The sequence below is a fragment of the Microbispora sitophila genome, from assembly GCF_014892245.1.
In the GTDB taxonomy this organism is placed as follows: domain Bacteria; phylum Actinomycetota; class Actinomycetes; order Streptosporangiales; family Streptosporangiaceae; genus Microbispora; species Microbispora siamensis.
Map to the genome: position 1 here is coordinate 318,820 of NZ_JADBGC010000004.1, position 16,222 is coordinate 335,041.

General features: G+C 72.0%; 20 protein-coding genes. 12 read left to right on the forward strand and 8 right to left on the reverse strand.

What is annotated here, in order from left to right:
• The first annotated feature begins 20 nt into the window (after nt 1-20).
• From IL992_RS09495 to hisF, 4 genes are read left to right on the forward strand one after another with little or no spacing between them, the layout of a single operon-like run.
• Nucleotides 21-392 (forward strand): hypothetical protein, encoded by a 372-nt coding sequence (locus IL992_RS09495; RefSeq protein WP_193202933.1) that lies wholly within the window; start codon nt 21-23, stop codon nt 390-392.
• 4 nt (nt 393-396) lie between these two features.
• Nucleotides 397-1,122 carry a bifunctional 1-(5-phosphoribosyl)-5-((5-phosphoribosylamino)methylideneamino)imidazole-4-carboxamide isomerase/phosphoribosylanthranilate isomerase PriA gene (priA, locus tag IL992_RS09500; protein WP_193202934.1) on the forward strand — a complete coding sequence of 242 codons (726 nt, stop codon included), beginning with the start codon at nt 397-399 and terminating at the stop codon, nt 1,120-1,122.
• Nucleotides 1,119-1,538 carry a RidA family protein gene (locus tag IL992_RS09505; protein WP_193202935.1) on the forward strand — a complete coding sequence of 140 codons (420 nt, stop codon included), beginning with the start codon at nt 1,119-1,121 and terminating at the stop codon, nt 1,536-1,538. Before priA ends, IL992_RS09505 begins: the two co-directional genes overlap by 4 nt.
• Before the next feature lie 3 nt (nt 1,539-1,541).
• Complete coding sequence (gene hisF, locus IL992_RS09510) at nt 1,542-2,312, forward strand: imidazole glycerol phosphate synthase subunit HisF (RefSeq protein ID WP_193202936.1); 771 nt, start codon at nt 1,542-1,544, stop codon at nt 2,310-2,312.
• A gap of 43 nt (nt 2,313-2,355) precedes the next feature.
• On the opposite strand, the gene IL992_RS09515 is transcribed toward hisF, so the two are convergent.
• Nucleotides 2,356-2,586, reverse strand: coding sequence for a hypothetical protein (locus IL992_RS09515; protein WP_193202937.1), 231 nt, complete (start codon nt 2,584-2,586; stop codon nt 2,356-2,358).
• A gap of 157 nt (nt 2,587-2,743) precedes the next feature.
• On the opposite strand from IL992_RS09515, the gene IL992_RS09520 reads away from it, so the two are divergent.
• A complete protein-coding gene (locus IL992_RS09520) occupies nt 2,744-2,974 on the forward strand; it encodes a hypothetical protein (protein WP_193202938.1) in 231 nt (76 codons plus the stop codon).
• Nucleotides 2,975-3,081: 107 nt separating this feature from the next.
• Nucleotides 3,082-3,369, forward strand: a complete 288-nt coding sequence (locus IL992_RS09525) for a chorismate mutase (RefSeq protein ID WP_193202939.1) — start codon at nt 3,082-3,084, stop codon at nt 3,367-3,369.
• A 299-nt stretch (nt 3,370-3,668) separates the two neighbouring features.
• Here the strand turns inward: IL992_RS09525 and IL992_RS09530 are convergent, their stop codons facing one another.
• From IL992_RS09530 to IL992_RS09540, 3 genes are all read right to left on the reverse strand, one after another.
• Entirely contained in the window at nt 3,669-3,830 is a 162-nt protein-coding gene (locus IL992_RS09530; protein ID WP_167748136.1) for a hypothetical protein, read from the reverse strand.
• 235 nt (nt 3,831-4,065) lie between these two features.
• On the reverse strand, nt 4,066-4,230 hold the full coding sequence (locus IL992_RS09535; protein ID WP_179155474.1) for a hypothetical protein: 165 nt from the start codon (nt 4,228-4,230) through the stop codon (nt 4,066-4,068).
• Nucleotides 4,231-4,332: 102 nt separating this feature from the next.
• Nucleotides 4,333-4,968: a TIGR03085 family metal-binding protein gene (locus tag IL992_RS09540; RefSeq protein WP_193202940.1), complete on the reverse strand. Its 636-nt coding sequence runs from the start codon at nt 4,966-4,968 to the stop codon at nt 4,333-4,335.
• Between the two features lie 264 nt (nt 4,969-5,232).
• Between IL992_RS09540 and IL992_RS09545 the strand changes: the two genes are divergently transcribed.
• From IL992_RS09545 to IL992_RS09560, 4 genes are all read left to right on the forward strand, one after another.
• A complete protein-coding gene (locus tag IL992_RS09545) occupies nt 5,233-7,023 on the forward strand; it encodes an ABC transporter ATP-binding protein (protein WP_193203075.1) in 1,791 nt (596 codons plus the stop codon).
• Nucleotides 7,024-7,060: 37 nt separating this feature from the next.
• Nucleotides 7,061-8,866: an ABC transporter ATP-binding protein gene (locus tag IL992_RS09550; RefSeq protein WP_319018447.1), complete on the forward strand. Its 1,806-nt coding sequence runs from the start codon at nt 7,061-7,063 to the stop codon at nt 8,864-8,866.
• A gap of 382 nt (nt 8,867-9,248) precedes the next feature.
• Nucleotides 9,249-10,175: an ATP-binding protein gene (locus tag IL992_RS09555; RefSeq protein ID WP_226872579.1), complete on the forward strand. Its 927-nt coding sequence runs from the start codon at nt 9,249-9,251 to the stop codon at nt 10,173-10,175.
• Nucleotides 10,100-10,417 (forward strand): TetR/AcrR family transcriptional regulator, encoded by a 318-nt coding sequence (locus IL992_RS09560; protein ID WP_193202942.1) that lies wholly within the window; start codon nt 10,100-10,102, stop codon nt 10,415-10,417. Before IL992_RS09555 ends, IL992_RS09560 begins: the two co-directional genes overlap by 76 nt.
• 14 nt (nt 10,418-10,431) lie before the next feature.
• Here IL992_RS09560 and IL992_RS09565 read toward each other — a convergent pair whose 3' ends face one another.
• The 4 genes from IL992_RS09565 to IL992_RS09580 all read right to left on the reverse strand — a co-directional run bounded on the left by IL992_RS09565 (nt 10,432) and on the right by IL992_RS09580 (nt 14,541).
• Nucleotides 10,432-11,232, reverse strand: coding sequence for an ABC transporter permease (locus tag IL992_RS09565; protein ID WP_193202943.1), 801 nt, complete (start codon nt 11,230-11,232; stop codon nt 10,432-10,434).
• Nucleotides 11,233-11,296: 64 nt separating this feature from the next.
• Nucleotides 11,297-12,166 (reverse strand): ABC transporter permease, encoded by an 870-nt coding sequence (locus IL992_RS09570; RefSeq protein ID WP_193202944.1) that lies wholly within the window; start codon nt 12,164-12,166, stop codon nt 11,297-11,299.
• Between the two features lie 59 nt (nt 12,167-12,225).
• Entirely contained in the window at nt 12,226-13,458 is a 1,233-nt protein-coding gene (locus IL992_RS09575) for an ABC transporter substrate-binding protein (RefSeq protein WP_193202945.1), read from the reverse strand.
• Between the two features lie 30 nt (nt 13,459-13,488).
• The gene (locus IL992_RS09580; RefSeq protein ID WP_193202946.1) at nt 13,489-14,541 is read right to left on the reverse strand and encodes an ABC transporter ATP-binding protein; all 1,053 of its coding nucleotides are present in this window, start codon (nt 14,539-14,541) and stop codon (nt 13,489-13,491) included.
• A gap of 122 nt (nt 14,542-14,663) precedes the next feature.
• Between IL992_RS09580 and IL992_RS09585 the strand changes: the two genes are divergently transcribed.
• On the forward strand, nt 14,664-15,407 hold the full coding sequence (locus IL992_RS09585; protein WP_193203076.1) for a FadR/GntR family transcriptional regulator: 744 nt from the start codon (nt 14,664-14,666) through the stop codon (nt 15,405-15,407).
• A 5-nt stretch (nt 15,408-15,412) separates the two neighbouring features.
• On the forward strand, nt 15,413-16,189 hold the full coding sequence (locus tag IL992_RS09590) for a cache domain-containing protein (protein ID WP_193202947.1): 777 nt from the start codon (nt 15,413-15,415) through the stop codon (nt 16,187-16,189).
• The last annotated feature ends 33 nt before the right edge of the window (nt 16,190-16,222 follow it).

Below are 16,222 nucleotides of genomic sequence, written 5' to 3' on the forward strand. Positions count from 1 at the left end.
GGACCCGAGCGGGAGGCCCGATGAGCAAGGAACGGGCCCGCCGGAGGGCGGAGCGCGAAGCCGAGCGCGAACGCCTCGCGGCGGCCCGGGCCGAGCGCGAGGCGAGGGCGGCCAGGCGGCGCGAGACGCGCCGGCGGCTCGTCGGGCCCGTCGCCGGGGCCGTGGCCGCGGTGCTGCCGTGGCCGGCCAGGCCGGTGCGGGTTGCCCGGCAGCGCGGGTATCTCGCCCGCCGCCGCCGCACCGAGAACGCCGTCGTCGCCGTGCTGTGGTTCCTCGTCCAGGTGCTCGCCTGGATCCTGCTCGACTCGTGGATGGCCCGGCTGGGCGTGTTCCTCGGCTCGATCCTGCTGCTCCCGGTGCTCGTCACCATCGTCTTCGACCGGAGGTCATGACCAAATGTCGCTCGTATTGCTCCCAGCCGTCGACGTCGCCGACGGCCAAGCCGTCCGCCTCGTGCAGGGCGAGGCGGGGACGGAGACCTCGTACGGGGATCCGCTCGCCGCCGCCCTGGCCTGGCAGAAGGCCGGCGCGGAGTGGATCCACCTGGTCGACCTCGACGCGGCGTTCGGCCGGGGGAGCAACCGCGAGCTGCTCGCCTCCGTCGTCGGCGCGCTCGACGTGCACGTGGAGCTGTCCGGCGGGATCCGCGACGACGCCTCGCTCGAGGCCGCGCTGAGCACCGGCTGCCGCCGGGTCAACATCGGCACCGCCGCGCTGGAGAACCCGGAGTGGTGCGCCAAGGCGATCGCCGAGCACGGCGACCGCATCGCGGTGGGGCTGGACGTGCGCGGCACCACGCTGGCCGCCCGCGGCTGGACCCAGGAGGGCGGCGACCTGTGGGAGGTGCTCGACCGGCTGGAGTCGGAGGGCTGCCCTCGCTACGTCGTCACCGACGTCACCAAGGACGGCACGCTGCGCGGTCCCAACCTCGACCTGCTGCGCGAGGTCTGCGCGCGGACCGACCGCCCGGTCATCGCCAGCGGCGGGGTGTCCTCGCTCGACGACCTGCGGGCGATCGCGACGCTCGTGCCGGACGGCGTCGAGGGCGCCATCGTGGGCAAGGCGCTGTACGCCCAGGCGTTCACCCTGGAAGAGGCGCTCGCGGCGGTGAAGACCGCATGAGCACGCAGATGCCCGAGGGGCGGATCTCCTCCGGCGGCCCCTGGGAGGACCGTTACGGCTACGCCCGCGCGGTCGTCGCCGGGCCGCACGTGCTCGTGTCCGGCTGCACCGCCACCGTGGGCGGCGAGGTCCAGCACGTGGGCGACGCCTACCAGCAGACGCTCACCGCCTTCTCCATCGCGCTGGACGCCGTCGAGAAGGCCGGCACCACCCGGGCCGACGTCGTGCGCACCCGTCTGTACGTGGTGAACGCCGGCGACTTCGACGCCGTCGGCAAGGCGCACGGTGAGATCTTCGGCGACGTACGGCCCGTGTGCACGAGCGTGCAGGTCGCCGGGCTGGTCGACGAGCGAATGCTGGTCGAGGTCGAGGTCGAGGCGTATCGGCCGGTGGAACGCGGCAACGATGAGGGCTGAGCGATGACCGTAGCGGTGCGGGTGATCCCCTGCCTGGACGTGGACGCGGGCCGGGTCGTCAAGGGGGTCAACTTCGAGAACCTCAGGGACGCCGGCGATCCGGTCGAACTGGCCGCGCGCTACGACGCCGAAGGGGCCGACGAGCTGACCTTCCTCGACATCACCGCCTCCTCGGGCGAGCGCGAGACCATGCTCGACGTGGTGCGGCGTACGGCCGAGCAGGTGTTCATCCCGCTGACGGTCGGCGGAGGCGTGCGGTCGGCCGGCGACGTGGACCGGCTGCTGCGCGCGGGCGCCGACAAGGTCGGCATCAACACCGCCGCCATCGCCCGGCCTGAGCTGCTGACCGAGACCTCGCGCCGGTTCGGGTCGCAGTGCATCGTGCTGTCGGTGGACGCGCGGCGGGTGGTCGACGGGCCGCCCACGCCCTCCGGGTTCGAGGTGACCACCCACGGCGGGCGCCGGGGGACCGGCATCGACGCGGTGGAGTGGGCCCGGCGCGGGGAGGAGCTCGGCGTCGGAGAGATCCTGCTCAACTCGATGGACGGCGACGGCACCAAGTCGGGATACGACCTGGAGATGTTGCGGGCCGTACGGGCGGCGGTGAGCGTCCCGCTGATCGCCTCCGGTGGCGCCGGGCGGCTGGAGGACTTCCCGCCCGCGGTGGACGCCGGGGCGGACGCCGTGCTGGCCGCGTCGGTCTTCCACTTCGGCCAGCTCAAGATCCACGAGGTGAAGGACACGCTGCGCGCGGCCGGTCACCCGGTCCGCTGAGCGCCCACCGGGGGCCGGGATCCGGCCCCCGGTCGGTGGGTCCTCAGTCGATGTCGATGATCGCCGTGGGGTAGGCGTCCGGGCCGGTGCCGAGCGAGGAGGACGCCATCGACTGGCACTGCCACTGTCCCTGGAAGGCGCCGCCCCGGCCACACCCGTGGTCGCCCCAGCAGGTCGCGGCGGCGGACGCCTCGTGGGCCGGTTGGGCCGCCGCGAGGCCGACGGCGGCGAGGAACGCCAGGCCCAGCAGGCTCGGGAAACGCTTGGCACGCATAGCTGTCTCCTGTCCGTCGAGGGATCATGAGGCGCTCCGGAGTCCGCCTCCTCAATGGTCAGCCGGACATCATGCGACCGTCCATACCAATCACCTCAAATAGGGCGATAGTGGGCGAAACTCGGCATTCGCGATTGTGTGGTCTTTATCGCTGGCGTTGACCGGTGTCGTCGGGCCGGTCCTGTCGGTCGTGGTGTTCACGGCGGCAGGAGCGTTCCGGCCCCTCATACCCCGCTCACCGTTGCACCCGCTGCACGTCGGCGGCCTGCTCGAACGCGCGGACTTCGCCTGGCACTACGCCTGGTACGCCGCGTTCGGTTACCGGCTCTTCCGAGGCCCGCTCGACGCGGCCGACCAGGTGGGACCGGTCGGTCCCCGGCACGCGTGAGGAGAGGGCCCGAGGCGTGGGCCCGGACCCCGGGGGCGGAAGCATGAGCTCTTCCGCATCGGCCCTAGAGTTGCCAATGATCATCGTCTCGCCGCCCGGAGGAACACGTGTCCGACCCCACCTCGCTCGACGACGTCCGCCGCCGCATCGACGAGCTCGACGCCCGTCTGACGACGCTGCTGGCCGAGCGGCAGCGTCTCGTGCGCGCCGCGGCCGCCTTCAAGACGGACGAGCAGGCCGTACGGGCTCCCGGCCGGATGGAGCGGGTCGTGACCGCGGCGCGGGAGCGCGCGGAGCGTGAGGGGCTGTCCCCGGAGGTCGCCGAGGCCGTCTGGCGGGCGATGATCGGGGCGTTCGTGGAGTACGAGCTCACGGAGCACCGGCAGCGCGGGTAGCGCGTCGCGGCGCGCCCGCTCCCGTTCACCGCAGCCCTGCGGAAGTAAGCGGGTGTGAGAACGGGACTGTGTGAGAGCGGAACCTGAGGGCAGAGGTCCTGGGCCTCGGGATGAGCCGCTCGCCGGTCACGAAGGGATGCGAAAGGAGAGGCCGGCGGAGCAAGGGCGGATGCCCTGCCGGCCTGTGCGCGGAGAGCCTCGCGGCTCTGGCTGCTACTACGGTTCGGTCGTCGTTCGTGGCTGCCTGTGGTCGTGGTCGGGGCTACCTGAGGGAGAGCGGGGGCGGGCGGTCCGCGGCCTCAACTCAGGACCGAGGTGAAGAAGGTCGCCAGTCGGCTGGCTCCGGTGTTGACCGTGTCGAACACGCCGCGCACGGCGCCTGCCGCCGCGTGCGGCTGGCTGTAGAGGTAGAAGACCACGAACGCGATGGCCGCGTACGTAAGAACCTTCTTCACCTTCATCGGGGGGCCTCCTGCAATCGGTATCCCGGTTGTTTGTACCCGGCGGCAGTGTTGATCATAACTAGCCGAGAGGACATGAGGCCGTTCCGCCCTCATCGTGAGACGGCGGGATCGACGGCCTCGCCGCGGCGCGGTCCGCACTCCTCGCGGGCCTGCCCGGACACCGCCGGCCCAGCCGGGAAAGAACGCGGCCCAGCCCCGCGACGAGCGGGGTTCGGCCCGGAAAGAGCGGGGCTCAGCCCGAGAAGAGCGAGGTGAAGAACGCGGACAGGCGTTCGGCTCCCGTGCTGATGCCCCCGAACAGGTTCCTGACCGCGCCGGCGGCGTTCGCGGGCTGCGTGAACAAATAGAAGATCACAAACGCGATGGCCAGGTAGGTCAGGACCTTCTTGAGGTTCATCCGGGGCTCCCAAACGCTCCCACACATCGTGTGCTGGTCTCATGCTGCCCCATTGCACGACGTTTACGTGGAGGATTTCGGACAAGTCCCGCGACTCCCTCCTCACGGCCCCAATCGGGCCTCCTGGAGCCGGGCGACCGCCGCGGCGTCCCCGTCGTACGTCACCCGCGCGTGCGCCTGCCGGCCGAACGCGAACAGCAGCAGCTCCGACGGCTCGCCGGTGACCACCACCGCGGGCTCAGCCATCCGCCCGGCGGCCTTGACCCCGTCGGGGCGGCGGAGCACGACCCCCACCGGAGCCTTGCGCAGGAAGAGCCGGGCGGTGCCGCGCAGCCGGTTCCAGAACGCCTCCTGCAGGTCCCTCGGGATGACCCGGGGCTCCCATCCGGCCTGCGCCCGGCGCACGTCCTCGTGATGGATGAACAGCTCCGCCGTGTTGACGATCTCGTCCAGGCGAGGGACCAGGCCGTACGGCGTCCAGCGCGGCGGGCCGTGGCGGACGAGCCCGACCAGCTCGGGGTAGGGGTGGCTCCGCTTGATGCGGTCCTGCACGGTGGCGGTGTAGCCCGCCAGGAACGGCAGCGCGATGCCGGGCGCGGCGTCGAGCCGGCGCTCGCGCAGGACGAGGTGGGCCGCGAGGTCCCCGGTCGCCCACCCCTCGCACAGCGTGGGCGCCTCGGGACCGAGGCGGTCGAGCAGGTCGCAGAGCGCTGCGCGCTCCGTCTGGGCGTGTGTCACGCGATCAGCCTATGCGTCCGCCACGCCCTCCGGCCCGGCGGCCGAGCACGTCCGAGGAATAAACAGGTTGATCAGGATGATAGGGAGTAACTAGGACCAAGGGCTTGGGTGGCGTCGGTCCGGTGACCGATCCGGTGGCGTCCCCGAGTGAGTAACGTCCCCCTCCGGGGCGCTCACAGGGAGCGGCCCCGGCTGGTCCCCCGATCGGAAGGAACGCACCGCGTGCCGACGAAGGAGTCCCCCGCGCGGCCCGGCAGCTCAGTCATGCTCCAGGGTCTCAAGGTCATCGGCGTGGCGATCAGGACCGAGCCGAGGATCTTCACCGGCGCGGTCCTCGCCAGCGCCCTCTACGGCGCGATGACCGTCGCCTCGTCCTGGGCGCTCGGCTGGGCGACCGACAACGCGGTGCTGCCCGCGTTCCGGAATGGCACGGCGAGCGCCGGCGTGCTGGTCGCGGCGGCCCTGCTGATCGTCGGCGTGGCTGTGCTCAAGGCCGCGGGGATCATGGGCCGGCGCATCATGGCCGGCATCCACCAGTACCGCATGCAGGCCCACTCCCGCCGCGCCGTCACCCGGCAGTATCTGCGGTTGCCCCTCGCCTGGCACCACCGCCACCCGACCGGGCAGCTGCTGTCCAACGCCAACTCCGACGTCGAGGCGGCCTGGGGGCCGCTCGCCCCGCTGCCGATGGCGGTGGGCGTGATCGTGATGCTCGTGACGGCCGCCGTGGCGATCGTGCTGGTCGACCCGGTGCTCGCCGTCGTCGGCTTCCTGATCTTCCCGGCCGTGGCCGTGCTCAACCTGGTCTACCAGCGCAGGCTCTCACCGCTCGCGATGCGGGCCCAGCAGTTGCGGGCCGAGGTGAGCGAGGTCGCGCACGAGAGCTTCGACGGCGCGCTCGTCGTCAAGACCCTCGGCCGGGAGGACGCGGAGACCGCGCGGTTCCAGGCGAAGGCCGACGCGCTGCGGGACGCCAACGTCGCCGTGGGCCGGGTCCGCGGGCTGTTCGACCCCATGCTCGAGGCGCTGCCCACGCTGGGCGTGCTGGCCGTGCTGCTCGTCGGGTCGCTGCGGCTGGAGTCCGGCGGCGTCGCGGCCGGCGACCTGATCCAGGTCGCCTACCTGTTCACCCTCCTCGCCTTCCCCGTACGGGCGCTCGGCTGGGTGCTGGCCGAGCTGCCGCGCAGCGTCGTCGGCTGGACGCGGGTCAGGGACGTCCTCGACGCCACCGGCTCCATGGAGTACGGCACCGCCCGCCTGGACGCCTCCGGCCCGGCCCGGGTGGAGGCCGAGGGCGTCTCCTACGCGTACGTGCCGGGGAACGCGGTGCTGAGGGACGTGAGCTTCGCCGTCGCGCCGGGCCGTACGATCGCGGTCGTCGGGCCGACAGGGGCGGGCAAGTCGACGCTCACCCAGCTGCTCGCGCGCCTGATCGACCCCGACGAGGGCGTCGTACGCGTCGACGGCGTCGACCTGCGTGAGGTGGCCAGGGGCGAGGTGAGCGCCTCGGTGGCGCTCGTCCCGCAGCAGACGTTCCTGTTCGACGACACCGTGCGCGGCAACATCGCGCTCGCCGGGCAGGTGCCGGACGAGCGGGTCTGGGCCGCCCTGCGGCTCGCGCAGGCCGACGGCTTCGTCAGCGCGCTGCCGTCCGGCCTGGACACCCGGATCGGCGAGCGCGGCGCGACGCTGTCGGGCGGTCAGCGCCAGCGCCTCGCGCTGGCCCGCGCGCTCGTGCGCGAGCCCCGGCTGCTCATCCTCGACGACGCCACCTCCAGCGTCGACCCGCAGGTCGAAAAGCGCATCCTCTACGGCCTGCGCGACGGCGCCGCCGAGGCCACGGTGATCGTGGTCGCCTACCGGATGGCGACGATCGCGCTGGCCGACGAGGTCGTCTATCTGGAGCAGGGCGTGGTCGCCGACCACGGCACGCACGAGGAGCTGCTGGTCCGCTGCGCGGGCTACCGCGACCTCGTCACCGCCTACGAGCGCGAGGAGGCCGAGCGGGCCGCGCTCGACATCCGCGAAGACACCGATGAGGAGGTCGTCGCATGACGCACGGCCCGAAGCCCTTGACGAGGAGTGTGACGCGGTGACCGCCGTGACCGACACGGCCACAGGAGAGACCTCGTCCCTGCGGTCGGCCGACCGGGGCGCCCTGGAGACGCTCAGGCAGGGCCTGCGGCTGTCCCCGGAGTTCCGCCGCGGGCTCGCCGGGACGCTCGTGCTGGCCGTGCTGGCCACCCTGGGCAAGGTCGTCGTGCCGATCGCCGTGCAGCAGGTGATCGACCGCGGCCTGCGCTCGGGCGTGCCGGACCTGCCCTTCATCCGGAACGCGGTAGCCCTGTGCGCGCTCGCCGTCGTGCTGACCGCGCTGTGCGGCTACCTCATGAACGTACGGCTCTACCGTTCCACCGAGTCGGGCCTGGCGGCCCTGCGCGGCAAGGGCTTCCGGCACGTGCACGACCTGTCGGTGCTGACGCAGAACACCGAGCGGCGCGGCGGCCTGGTCTCCCGGGTGACCGGCGACGTCGACCAGATCAGCACGTTCATGCAGTGGGGCGGGCTGATGGTCATCGTGTCCGCCGGCCAGCTGGTGGTGGCGACCGTGCTCATGGCCGTCTACTCCTGGCAGCTCACGCTGCTCGTGTGGGTCTGCTTCCTGCCGCTGGTGCTGGCCCTGCCCCGGTTCCAGCGGCTGGTGGCCCGGGCGTACACCCGGGTGCGTGAGCGCGCCGGCGACGTCCTCGCCGCCGTCAGCGAGTCGGTCGTCGGCAGCGCGGTGATCCGGGCGTACGGCTCGGAGGACCGCACGGCCGAGCGGATCGACACCGCGGTGGACGGGATGCGCGCGGCGCAGACCCGGGCCCAGAAGATCGTCGGGTTCACGTTCCCGGCCACCGAGCTGGTCGCCTCGATCACGGTCGCGCTGGTGGTCGTGGCCGGGGTCTGGCTGGGCGTGGCCGAGTCGATCACGGCGGGGCGGCTCATCGCCTTCCTGTTCCTGATCACGCTGTTCATCAGCCCGCTGCAGACCGCGACCGAGGTGCTGAACGAGGCGCAGAACGCCATCGCCGGATGGCGGCGCATCCTGGGCGTGCTCGACACCCCTGCCGACGTGGCCGACCCGGAGAACGGCGCGACGCTGCCGCGCGGCCCGATCTCGGTCCGCTTCGACGGCGTGGGCTTCGCCTACCCCGGCGGGCCGCCGGTGCTCCACGACGTGTCGGTCGAGATCCCGCCGCGCACGCGGGTCGCGGTGGTGGGGGAGACCGGCTCGGGCAAGACGACCTTCGCCAAGCTGCTCACCCGGCTCATGGACCCGACCTCCGGCCGGATCCTCATGGACGGGACCGATCTGCGCACGGTCAGCTTCTCCTCGCTCAGGGAGCGGATCGTCATGGTCCCGCAGGACGGGTTCCTGTTCGACTCGACGCTCGAGGACAACATCCGCTTCGGACGGCCCTCGGCCACCCGGGAGGAGATCACCCGGGCCCTGACCGAGCTCGGCCTGGCCGACTGGCTCGACGGCCTGCCCGCCGGCCTGGACACTCCGGTCGGCCAGCGGGGTGAGTCCCTGTCGGCAGGAGAGCGGCAGCTCGTCGCGCTCGCCCGTGCCTACCTCGCCGACCCCGACCTGCTGCTGCTCGACGAGGCCACCTCCGCCGTGGACCCCGCCACCGAGGTGCGCCTCGCCCGCGCCCTCGACGGCGTCACCCGCGGTCGTACGGCCATCTCGATCGCCCACCGCCTGTCCACCGCCCAGGCGGCCGACGAGATCCTGGTGTTCGAGCACGGCCGGATCGTCCAACGCGGCCCGCACACCGTCCTGGCCGAGCAGCCCGGCGTGTACGCCGACCTCTACGCCTCCTGGACCACCGCGACCACCGCCCGCTGACGCGTGGGCGGCGGCGGGTCGGGAAGACCGCACTCATCACCGAGTTCGCGGCTCGCTGCGGTGCACGGGCGCTTTATCACATCGGCGGCACAAGGCCCGCGCCCGCCGAACTGGCCGCGTTGTCGGTCCGGGCGGCCTCGGTTACCACCACTGGTGGTCGCAATCCGCAGGACCGTCCGTACCGGGACTGGGACGACGCGCTGGAGCACCTGGCGTTGCAGGCGCAGGACAGCGCGCTCCTGCTGATCCTGGACGAGTTTCCCGAGCTGATGAAGTCCTCTCCCGAACTACCGGGCGTTCTGCGCGCTTTCCTGGACCGGCCGGAGGGGACGGGCGGTTGCGTCTCATCGTCTGCGGCTCAGCCGTACGGACGATGTGGGAGATGCAGGAATATCGAGCGCCTCTCTACGGGCGGTTCGACCTGGCGCTGCAGGTGCATCCGTTCCGGCCACATGAGGCGGCCATGATGCTGCCGGATCTGACCCCGGCCGACCGTGCGGTGGTGTACGGCGTCGTCGGCGGAACGCCCCTGTACCTGACGTGGTGGCGCCAGGAGCTGACGATCGAGCAGAACCTGCTTCGTCTTGCGGGGAGGCCAGGGGCGCGCCTGCTCACCGAAGGCGAGCTCGTGCTGGCCACGGAGGCGGAAGCCGGCGAGTATCCAGCGGCCGTCCTGCAGGCCGTGGCGAACGGCAAGACCCGCCATCACGAGATCGCCGACGCGCTGGGTGCGGATCCGAGCCGGACGCTGCGGCAGCTTTTCCGGCTCCGGCTGCTCGAAAGAGTGCTACCCGTCACCGAGTCCGAGCAGCGGACGCGGCGCAAGATCTACCGCATCGCAGACCCCTTCCTCGCCTTTTACCTGGGCCCGCTCTCGCGCTACCGGGCCGACATCGAGCAGGGCGCCGGGCCGGACGTCGTCCAGGCACTGTACGAGGCGATGAGCGAGCATCTCGGGCTGGTCTACGAGGAGGCGTTCCGCGACCACCTGCGGCGGCGCGCCGCGGCGGGGGAACTCGGACCTCGGGTCGTCGCCGTCGGGCCCTGGTGGAAGGACGACGGGCAGGACGAGATTGACGCCGTCGTGCTCGCGGAACCCGCCCGCACGCGCGTTCCGGTCCTCGTCGGCGAGGCCGAGTGGAGCCGTACCGTGGACGCGGAACGGCTGCGGGCGCGGCTGTCGCGCAAGGCGGCGAACCTCACCGGCGACGTGGACGCGCTGACGTACGCCGTGTGCGCCCGCGAGGAGGTCACGCACGTGCGCGAGGGCGTTCTGCCGATCACCGCGGCCGACGTCTTCAGGCCCTGATCACGCCCGCACCGCGGCGGCGAGGCCCATGGGGTTCCAGTACCCGATACCGGGCGCAGCTCGTCGAGGCCATCCCCGCCGCCGACGCGGGCGTACGGGCTTCGGTGATCAGCGCGGTGCTCATCGGCGTGGTCCTCGGACGGCACCTGCTCAAGCTCGAAGAGCTGCGCGACGCGCCTCCCGAGCAGATCTCCGCCCTGCTGCGCCCCTGCCTTCGATCCCTGACGGGCGCGGACGGCTGACCCGTCCGCGTCCCTCAGTGGGTCTGGGGGTCCCCGCCGGACAGGCGCTGGGCCAGGTAGATCGGGATCACCGACAGCAGGATCAGCGCGGCGGCGACCACGTTGACCACCGGCGCCTGGTTGGGCCGGAACAGGTTCTCGAAGATCCAGATCGGTAGCGTCCGGACGCCGGCCCCGGCGGTGAACGTCGTGACGATGATCTCGTCGAACGACAGCGCGAAGGCGAGCAGACCGCCCGCGAGCAGCGCCGAGCGCATCATCGGGAACGTCACCAGGCGGAACGTGGTGAACGTGTCCGCCCCGAGGTCGGCCGACGCCTCCTCCAGGTTCAGGCCCATGCGGCGCAGCCGGGCCAGCACGTTGTTGTAGACGGTGACCACGCAGAACGTCGCGTGGCCGACGATCACGGTCAGCAGCCCGAGGGGGAGACCGAGCACCGTGTGGAAGGTGTTGCTCAGCGCGATGCCGGTCACGATGCCGGGCAGGGCGATGGGCAGCACGATCACCAGCGAGACCGTCTCCCGGCCGAAGAACCGGTAGCGCTGCACGGCGAAGGCGGCCATCGTGCCGAGCACGAGCGCGATCGCGGTCGCGCCGAGACCCGCCTGGACCGAGGTCCACAGCGCCTCGCGCAGGCCGGCCGAGTCCCAGGCGGCGCCCCACCAGCGCAGCGTCAACCCGGCGGGCGGCCAGGAGAAGGTCCGGTCGGAGTTGAACGAGTTGAGCAGCACCACGGCCAGCGGCACGTAGATGACGGCCAGGCCGGCCGCCAGCGCCGCCCGCAGCAGCGTCCGGGACGTTCGAGAGAGGTTCACCAGGCCTCCTTCGTCGGCCGGTGAACCAGGTTGCTGTGCTTGCCGGTTCGTTCGCTTCGCTCTCTCACAAATTCTCCAGCGCGCCGGTGCGGCGTACGGCCGCGAGGTAGACCAGCATGATCACGACGGGAACGGTGGCGACGGCCGCGGCGAAGGGCAGGTTGTTGGCCGCGCCGATGTTGTCGTAGACCACGTTGCCGATGAGCTGGGTCTTGCCGCCCACGATCTTCACGGTGATGTAGTCGCCCAGCGAGAGCGAGAACGTGAAGATCGACCCCGCCACGGCGGCGGGGAAGGTCAGCGGCCAGACCACGGTGCGGAACGTCCGCCACCCGCGCGCGCCGAGGTCGCCGGCCGCGTCGAGCAGCGAGTTCGGCAGCCGTTCGAGCCCCGCGTAGATCGGCAGGATCATGTACGGCAGCCACAGGTACGACAAGGTCACGACGGTGGCGGTCAGGCCGTAGCCCCAGCCGAGCACGCCGTCCGAGGACAGCATCACGCGCCACGCGTACGCCTTGACCAGGTAGGACGCCCACAGCGGGGTGAGCACGGCGATCACCAGCCAGCGCTGGGCCCGCGGCGAGGCCAGCTTGGCCATCGCGAACGCCATGGGGAAGGCCACCACCAGGTCGATCAGCGTGACCGCCGCGGCCACGCCGATCGAGCGCAGGGCGACCGTGCGGTAGACCTCGCCCGTGACCAGATCGGTGAAGTTGGCCCAGGTGAACACCTTGACCACGTCGCCGGTGAACACGTCGGTCGACCAGAACGCGGTGACGAGAAGGGCCGCGAGCGCGCCCAGGTAGGCCAGCCCCAGCCAGGCCAGGGGCGCCGACAGCAGCAGCGACAGCCGCACCCCGGCGTGCCGGTGCAGGAATGAGGCGGCCCGCCTCCGCATCCCGGGGGAGGCGGCCGTCGTCGTGAGGGTCGTCATCGTCTTCTCTCCGTGCGGCCGAGGGGGACGGCCGGGCGGCCGTCCCCCGTGGGGAGCGCTCAGCCCTTGATCTCGGTCCAGGCCCGGGTCCACTCGGAGTAGTCGGTGCACTTGACGTCGGTGCGGCCGTCGAGGCACTGCGCGATCGGCGTGGTCCAGTAGTGGACCTTGGAGAAGTACTCCTCGTCGGTCGCGTGGTAGGTGTCGCAGAACGACTTGTCCGAAGTCTGCTCGCACGCCTTCGCGTTGGACGGCGCCTCGCCGAACCACTCGGCCACCTGGGCGTTGGCCGTGGGGGAGATGATCCAGTCGAGCCACTTGTAGGCGCAGGTGGGGTGCTTGGCCTTCGCGGCGACCATCCAGGTGTCCGACCAGCCGGTGGATCCCTCCTTCGGCAGCGTCGTCTCGACCGGCGCCTTGTCGGCCTCCACCAGGTTGGCGATCACCTGCCAGGTCGTGCCCACGACCGTGTCGCCGGACTTGAACGACTGCACCGCCTTGGTGTAGTCGGACCAGTACTCGCCGATGTTCTGCTTCTGCTGCTTGAGCAGGTCGACCGCGGCCTGGAGCTGCTTGTCGTCCAGCGCGTACGGGTCCTTGATGCCCAGCTCCGGCTTGGCCGACATGAGGTAGAGCGCCGCGTCGGCGATGTAGATGGGCGAGTCGTACGCCGTCACCTTGCCCTTGTACGGCGAGGCGGGGTCGAACACGACGCCCCAGGAGTCGGGGGCCTGCTTCACCGCGTCCGTGCGCCACATGAGCAGGTTGGCCCCGCGGCCGTGCGGGATGCCGTACGCGACCCCGTTCACCGAGTTCCACGGCTTGAGCTTCAGCCCCTCGAACACGTCTTTGTAGTTCGGCACGAGGTCGGTGTTGACCGGCGCGACCGTGCCCGAGGCGATCAGGCGCAGCGAGGCGTCGCCCGAGGCGGACACGGCGTCGTACTCGCCGGTCTTCATCAGGTTGACCATCTCGTCGGAGGTGCCGGCCGTCTTGGTGTTGACCGTGCAGCCCGTGGCCTTCTCGAACGGGTGGACCCAGTCGACCTTGGGGTCGTTGGAGCCGTCTTCCGCGTACCCGGCCCAGGCGACGAGGTTGACCTGTCCCTCGCCGGGGCCGAGGGACTTCAGAGCCTCGATCTTCGGCGGCTTGAAGGCGCCGCCCCCGGGGGCGGCGCCCGAGCCGCCGGTGGCGGGGGACGACCCGCCGCCGCAGCCCGCGACGGCGGCGAGCGCCAGCGCGGCGGTGACGACGAGAGAAGGCCTGGCGAAACGCGGACGGGGGGACCGCATCGTGGTTCTCCTTGCTGTGAGTGGTGCGAATCAGCCGGCGGCGACCGGCGCGGCGGGGGCGTCGATGGGGAACTCGTGCCGGCGGTGCCACACGAGGCGGACGCGGGCGCCGCGCAGGCCCGTCACGTCCATGGACGACGCCTGCAGGTTCTGCTGGAGGGCGATCAGGCGACCGCCCGCGTCGAGGTCCACGACGAACCGGGTCGCCGGACCGGCGTACACGACCTCGCGGATCACGCCGGCCGCCTCGTGCTCGTCCGGTCCAGAGGGCTCGTCGCCGAGCACGACGCGCAGCTTCTCGGGCCGGACGCTGAAGGTCCCCTCCCTGCCCAGCACGGCCCGCGCGGCCTCGCCGGAGATGAGGTTGGAGGTGCCGACGAAGGAGGCGACGAAGGCGGTGGCGGGGCGCTCGTACACCTCGGCGGGGGTGCCGACCTGCTCGATCCTGCCCTGGTTGAACACCGCGATCCGGTCGCTCATCGTCAGGGCCTCCTCCTGGTCGTGGGTCACGAAGAGGAACGTGATGCCGACCTCCCGCTGGATCGCCTTCAGCTCGACCTGCATCTCCTCGCGGAGCTTGAGGTCGAGGGCGCCCAGCGGCTCGTCGAGCAGGAGCACGCGCGGCCGGTTGACCAGCGCGCGGGCCAGCGCGACCCGCTGGCGCTGGCCGCCGGAAAGCTGGGCCGGGCGCCGCTTCTCGAAGCCCTCAAGCCGCACCGAGCGCAGCGCGGCGAGCGCCCGCTCGCGCCGCTCGGCTCTGGGCACCTTCTTCACCCGCAGGCCGTACTCGACGTTGTCCAGCACGCTCATGTGGGGGAACAGCGCGTAGTCCTGGAAGACCGTGTTCACGTCCCGTTCGAACGGCGCGAGCCGCGTGACGTCGCGCCCGCCCAGCTCGACCGTCCCTGCGGTGGGCGACTCGAACCCCGCGATCATGCGCAGCACGGTGGTCTTCCCCGAGCCGGACGGCCCGAGCATCGCGAAGAACTCCCCGTCGGCGACGTCGAGGTCGATCCCGGCCACCGCCTCGACCGGCCCGAAGCTCTTGCGGAGGCCGCGGAGACTGACTGCTTGGTCTGGCATGACCTGAAACATATGAAGTTAAATGTTTCGCGTAAAGACTCGATCCGGTATCACTGTCGTCAACTTTCGCGGATGTCGATCTTTCGCGGACGGCGTGGGCGAACAGGAGTGCGACCGTGAACATGGCCCGCCTGGCCGTCTTCTCCCCGGTGGACAGCACCGGCCGGGTGGACGCCGTCGTACGGCGGCTGGCCGACGCGATCGCGGTCGGCCTGCTCGCGGACGGCGAGCAACTGCCCAGCGAGGCGGAGCTCGCGGGCCGGCTCGGCGTCTCCACCGTGACCCTGCGGGAGGCGCTCATGGCGCTGCGCCAGCAGGGGATGGTCGAGACGCGGCGCGGCCGGGGCGGCGGCAGCTTCGTACGCCTGCCCGCCGAGCTCGACCCCCTGGCGCGGCTGCGCGCGTTCGCGGCCGACGAGCTGCGCGACTTCGGCGACCACTACGCGGCCATCGCCGGGACGGCGGCCCGGCTGGCCGCCGAGCGCTCGCTGCCCTCGGACGTCGCGCCCCTGTGGCGCACCCTGGACGAGATGGACGCCGTCGCCGCCGCGCCGGAGACGGCCGACTCAGGAGAGGCGTGCGCCCGGCTGCGCAGGCTCGACGGCCGGTTCCACATCGAGGTGGCGGCGGCCTCGCAGTCGGCCCGCCTCACTCAGGAGGAGATCCGGTTACAGGCTGACATCGGACCGTTGCTCTGGCTTCCGCACGAGGGCCTGAGCGGGCACGATGAGACGGCGGCACAGCATCGCGCCATCGCCGGGGCCGTCGAGCGCGGCGACGGCGAACAGGCCAGGGCCGTCGCCGAGCGGCACGTGCTCGACGCGACACGACACCTCATCGAGCTTCGGCTGCGGCTGCGGGAGTAAGAAGCATGAGCACACCGGCGTCACTTGTGCAGGCCGGGCACGACCACGCCGCCGCGGCGACGGCGCGGGTGCGCGAGACGGCCGAGGGCGTCTTCGAGGCGCTGCGCGAGGTGCGCGACGCCGCCGTCGCCTGCGTCCTGCCCGCCGGCGGCACGCGCCGCCCGGTCGTGGCCGACCTCGCGGCGCTGCGCCCGCTGCTGGGGGCCCGGCTGCGCGGCGGCGCGCTGTCCGCCCATCTGCCCGCCCATCTGCCGGCGCTGATCGCGGGGATCGGCTTCATCGCCGCGCCCGGTCTGCTGGCCGACGCGCCGTGGTATCTCGAATGGTGGCAGGAGAACCCCTCCGGCGAGCCCGTGCAGCTGCTGCGGGACATGGACCCCGCGAGCAGCGCCTTCTACGACTACACCCACTGGGACTGGTACGCCGGCCCGTTCTCCGGCGCCGAGCGCACGATCTGCGGCCCGTACGTCGACTACCTGTGCACCGACGAGTACAGCCTGACGCTGTCGGTGCCCGTGCTGGCCGGAGGGAGCTTCGCCGGGGTGGCCGCGGCCGACGTGTTCGTCCGGCGGTTCGAGGCCGCGGTGCTCCCGGCGCTGCGGGAGATCCCCGGCCCGGCGTTCCTGGTCAACGCGGAGGGCCGGGTCGTCGCGTCCAACACCGCGAGCTGGGTCGCGGGATCGGTCTACCGGGGCGGCCCGCGCGACGGGGACCACGCCGTACGCCGGGTGGGCGACCTGCCGCTGTCGCTGGTGACCACGGCGGCCGGCGGGCCAGGGTAGCGGCGGCGGGGGCGTCCGGGACCTGCGGCACAA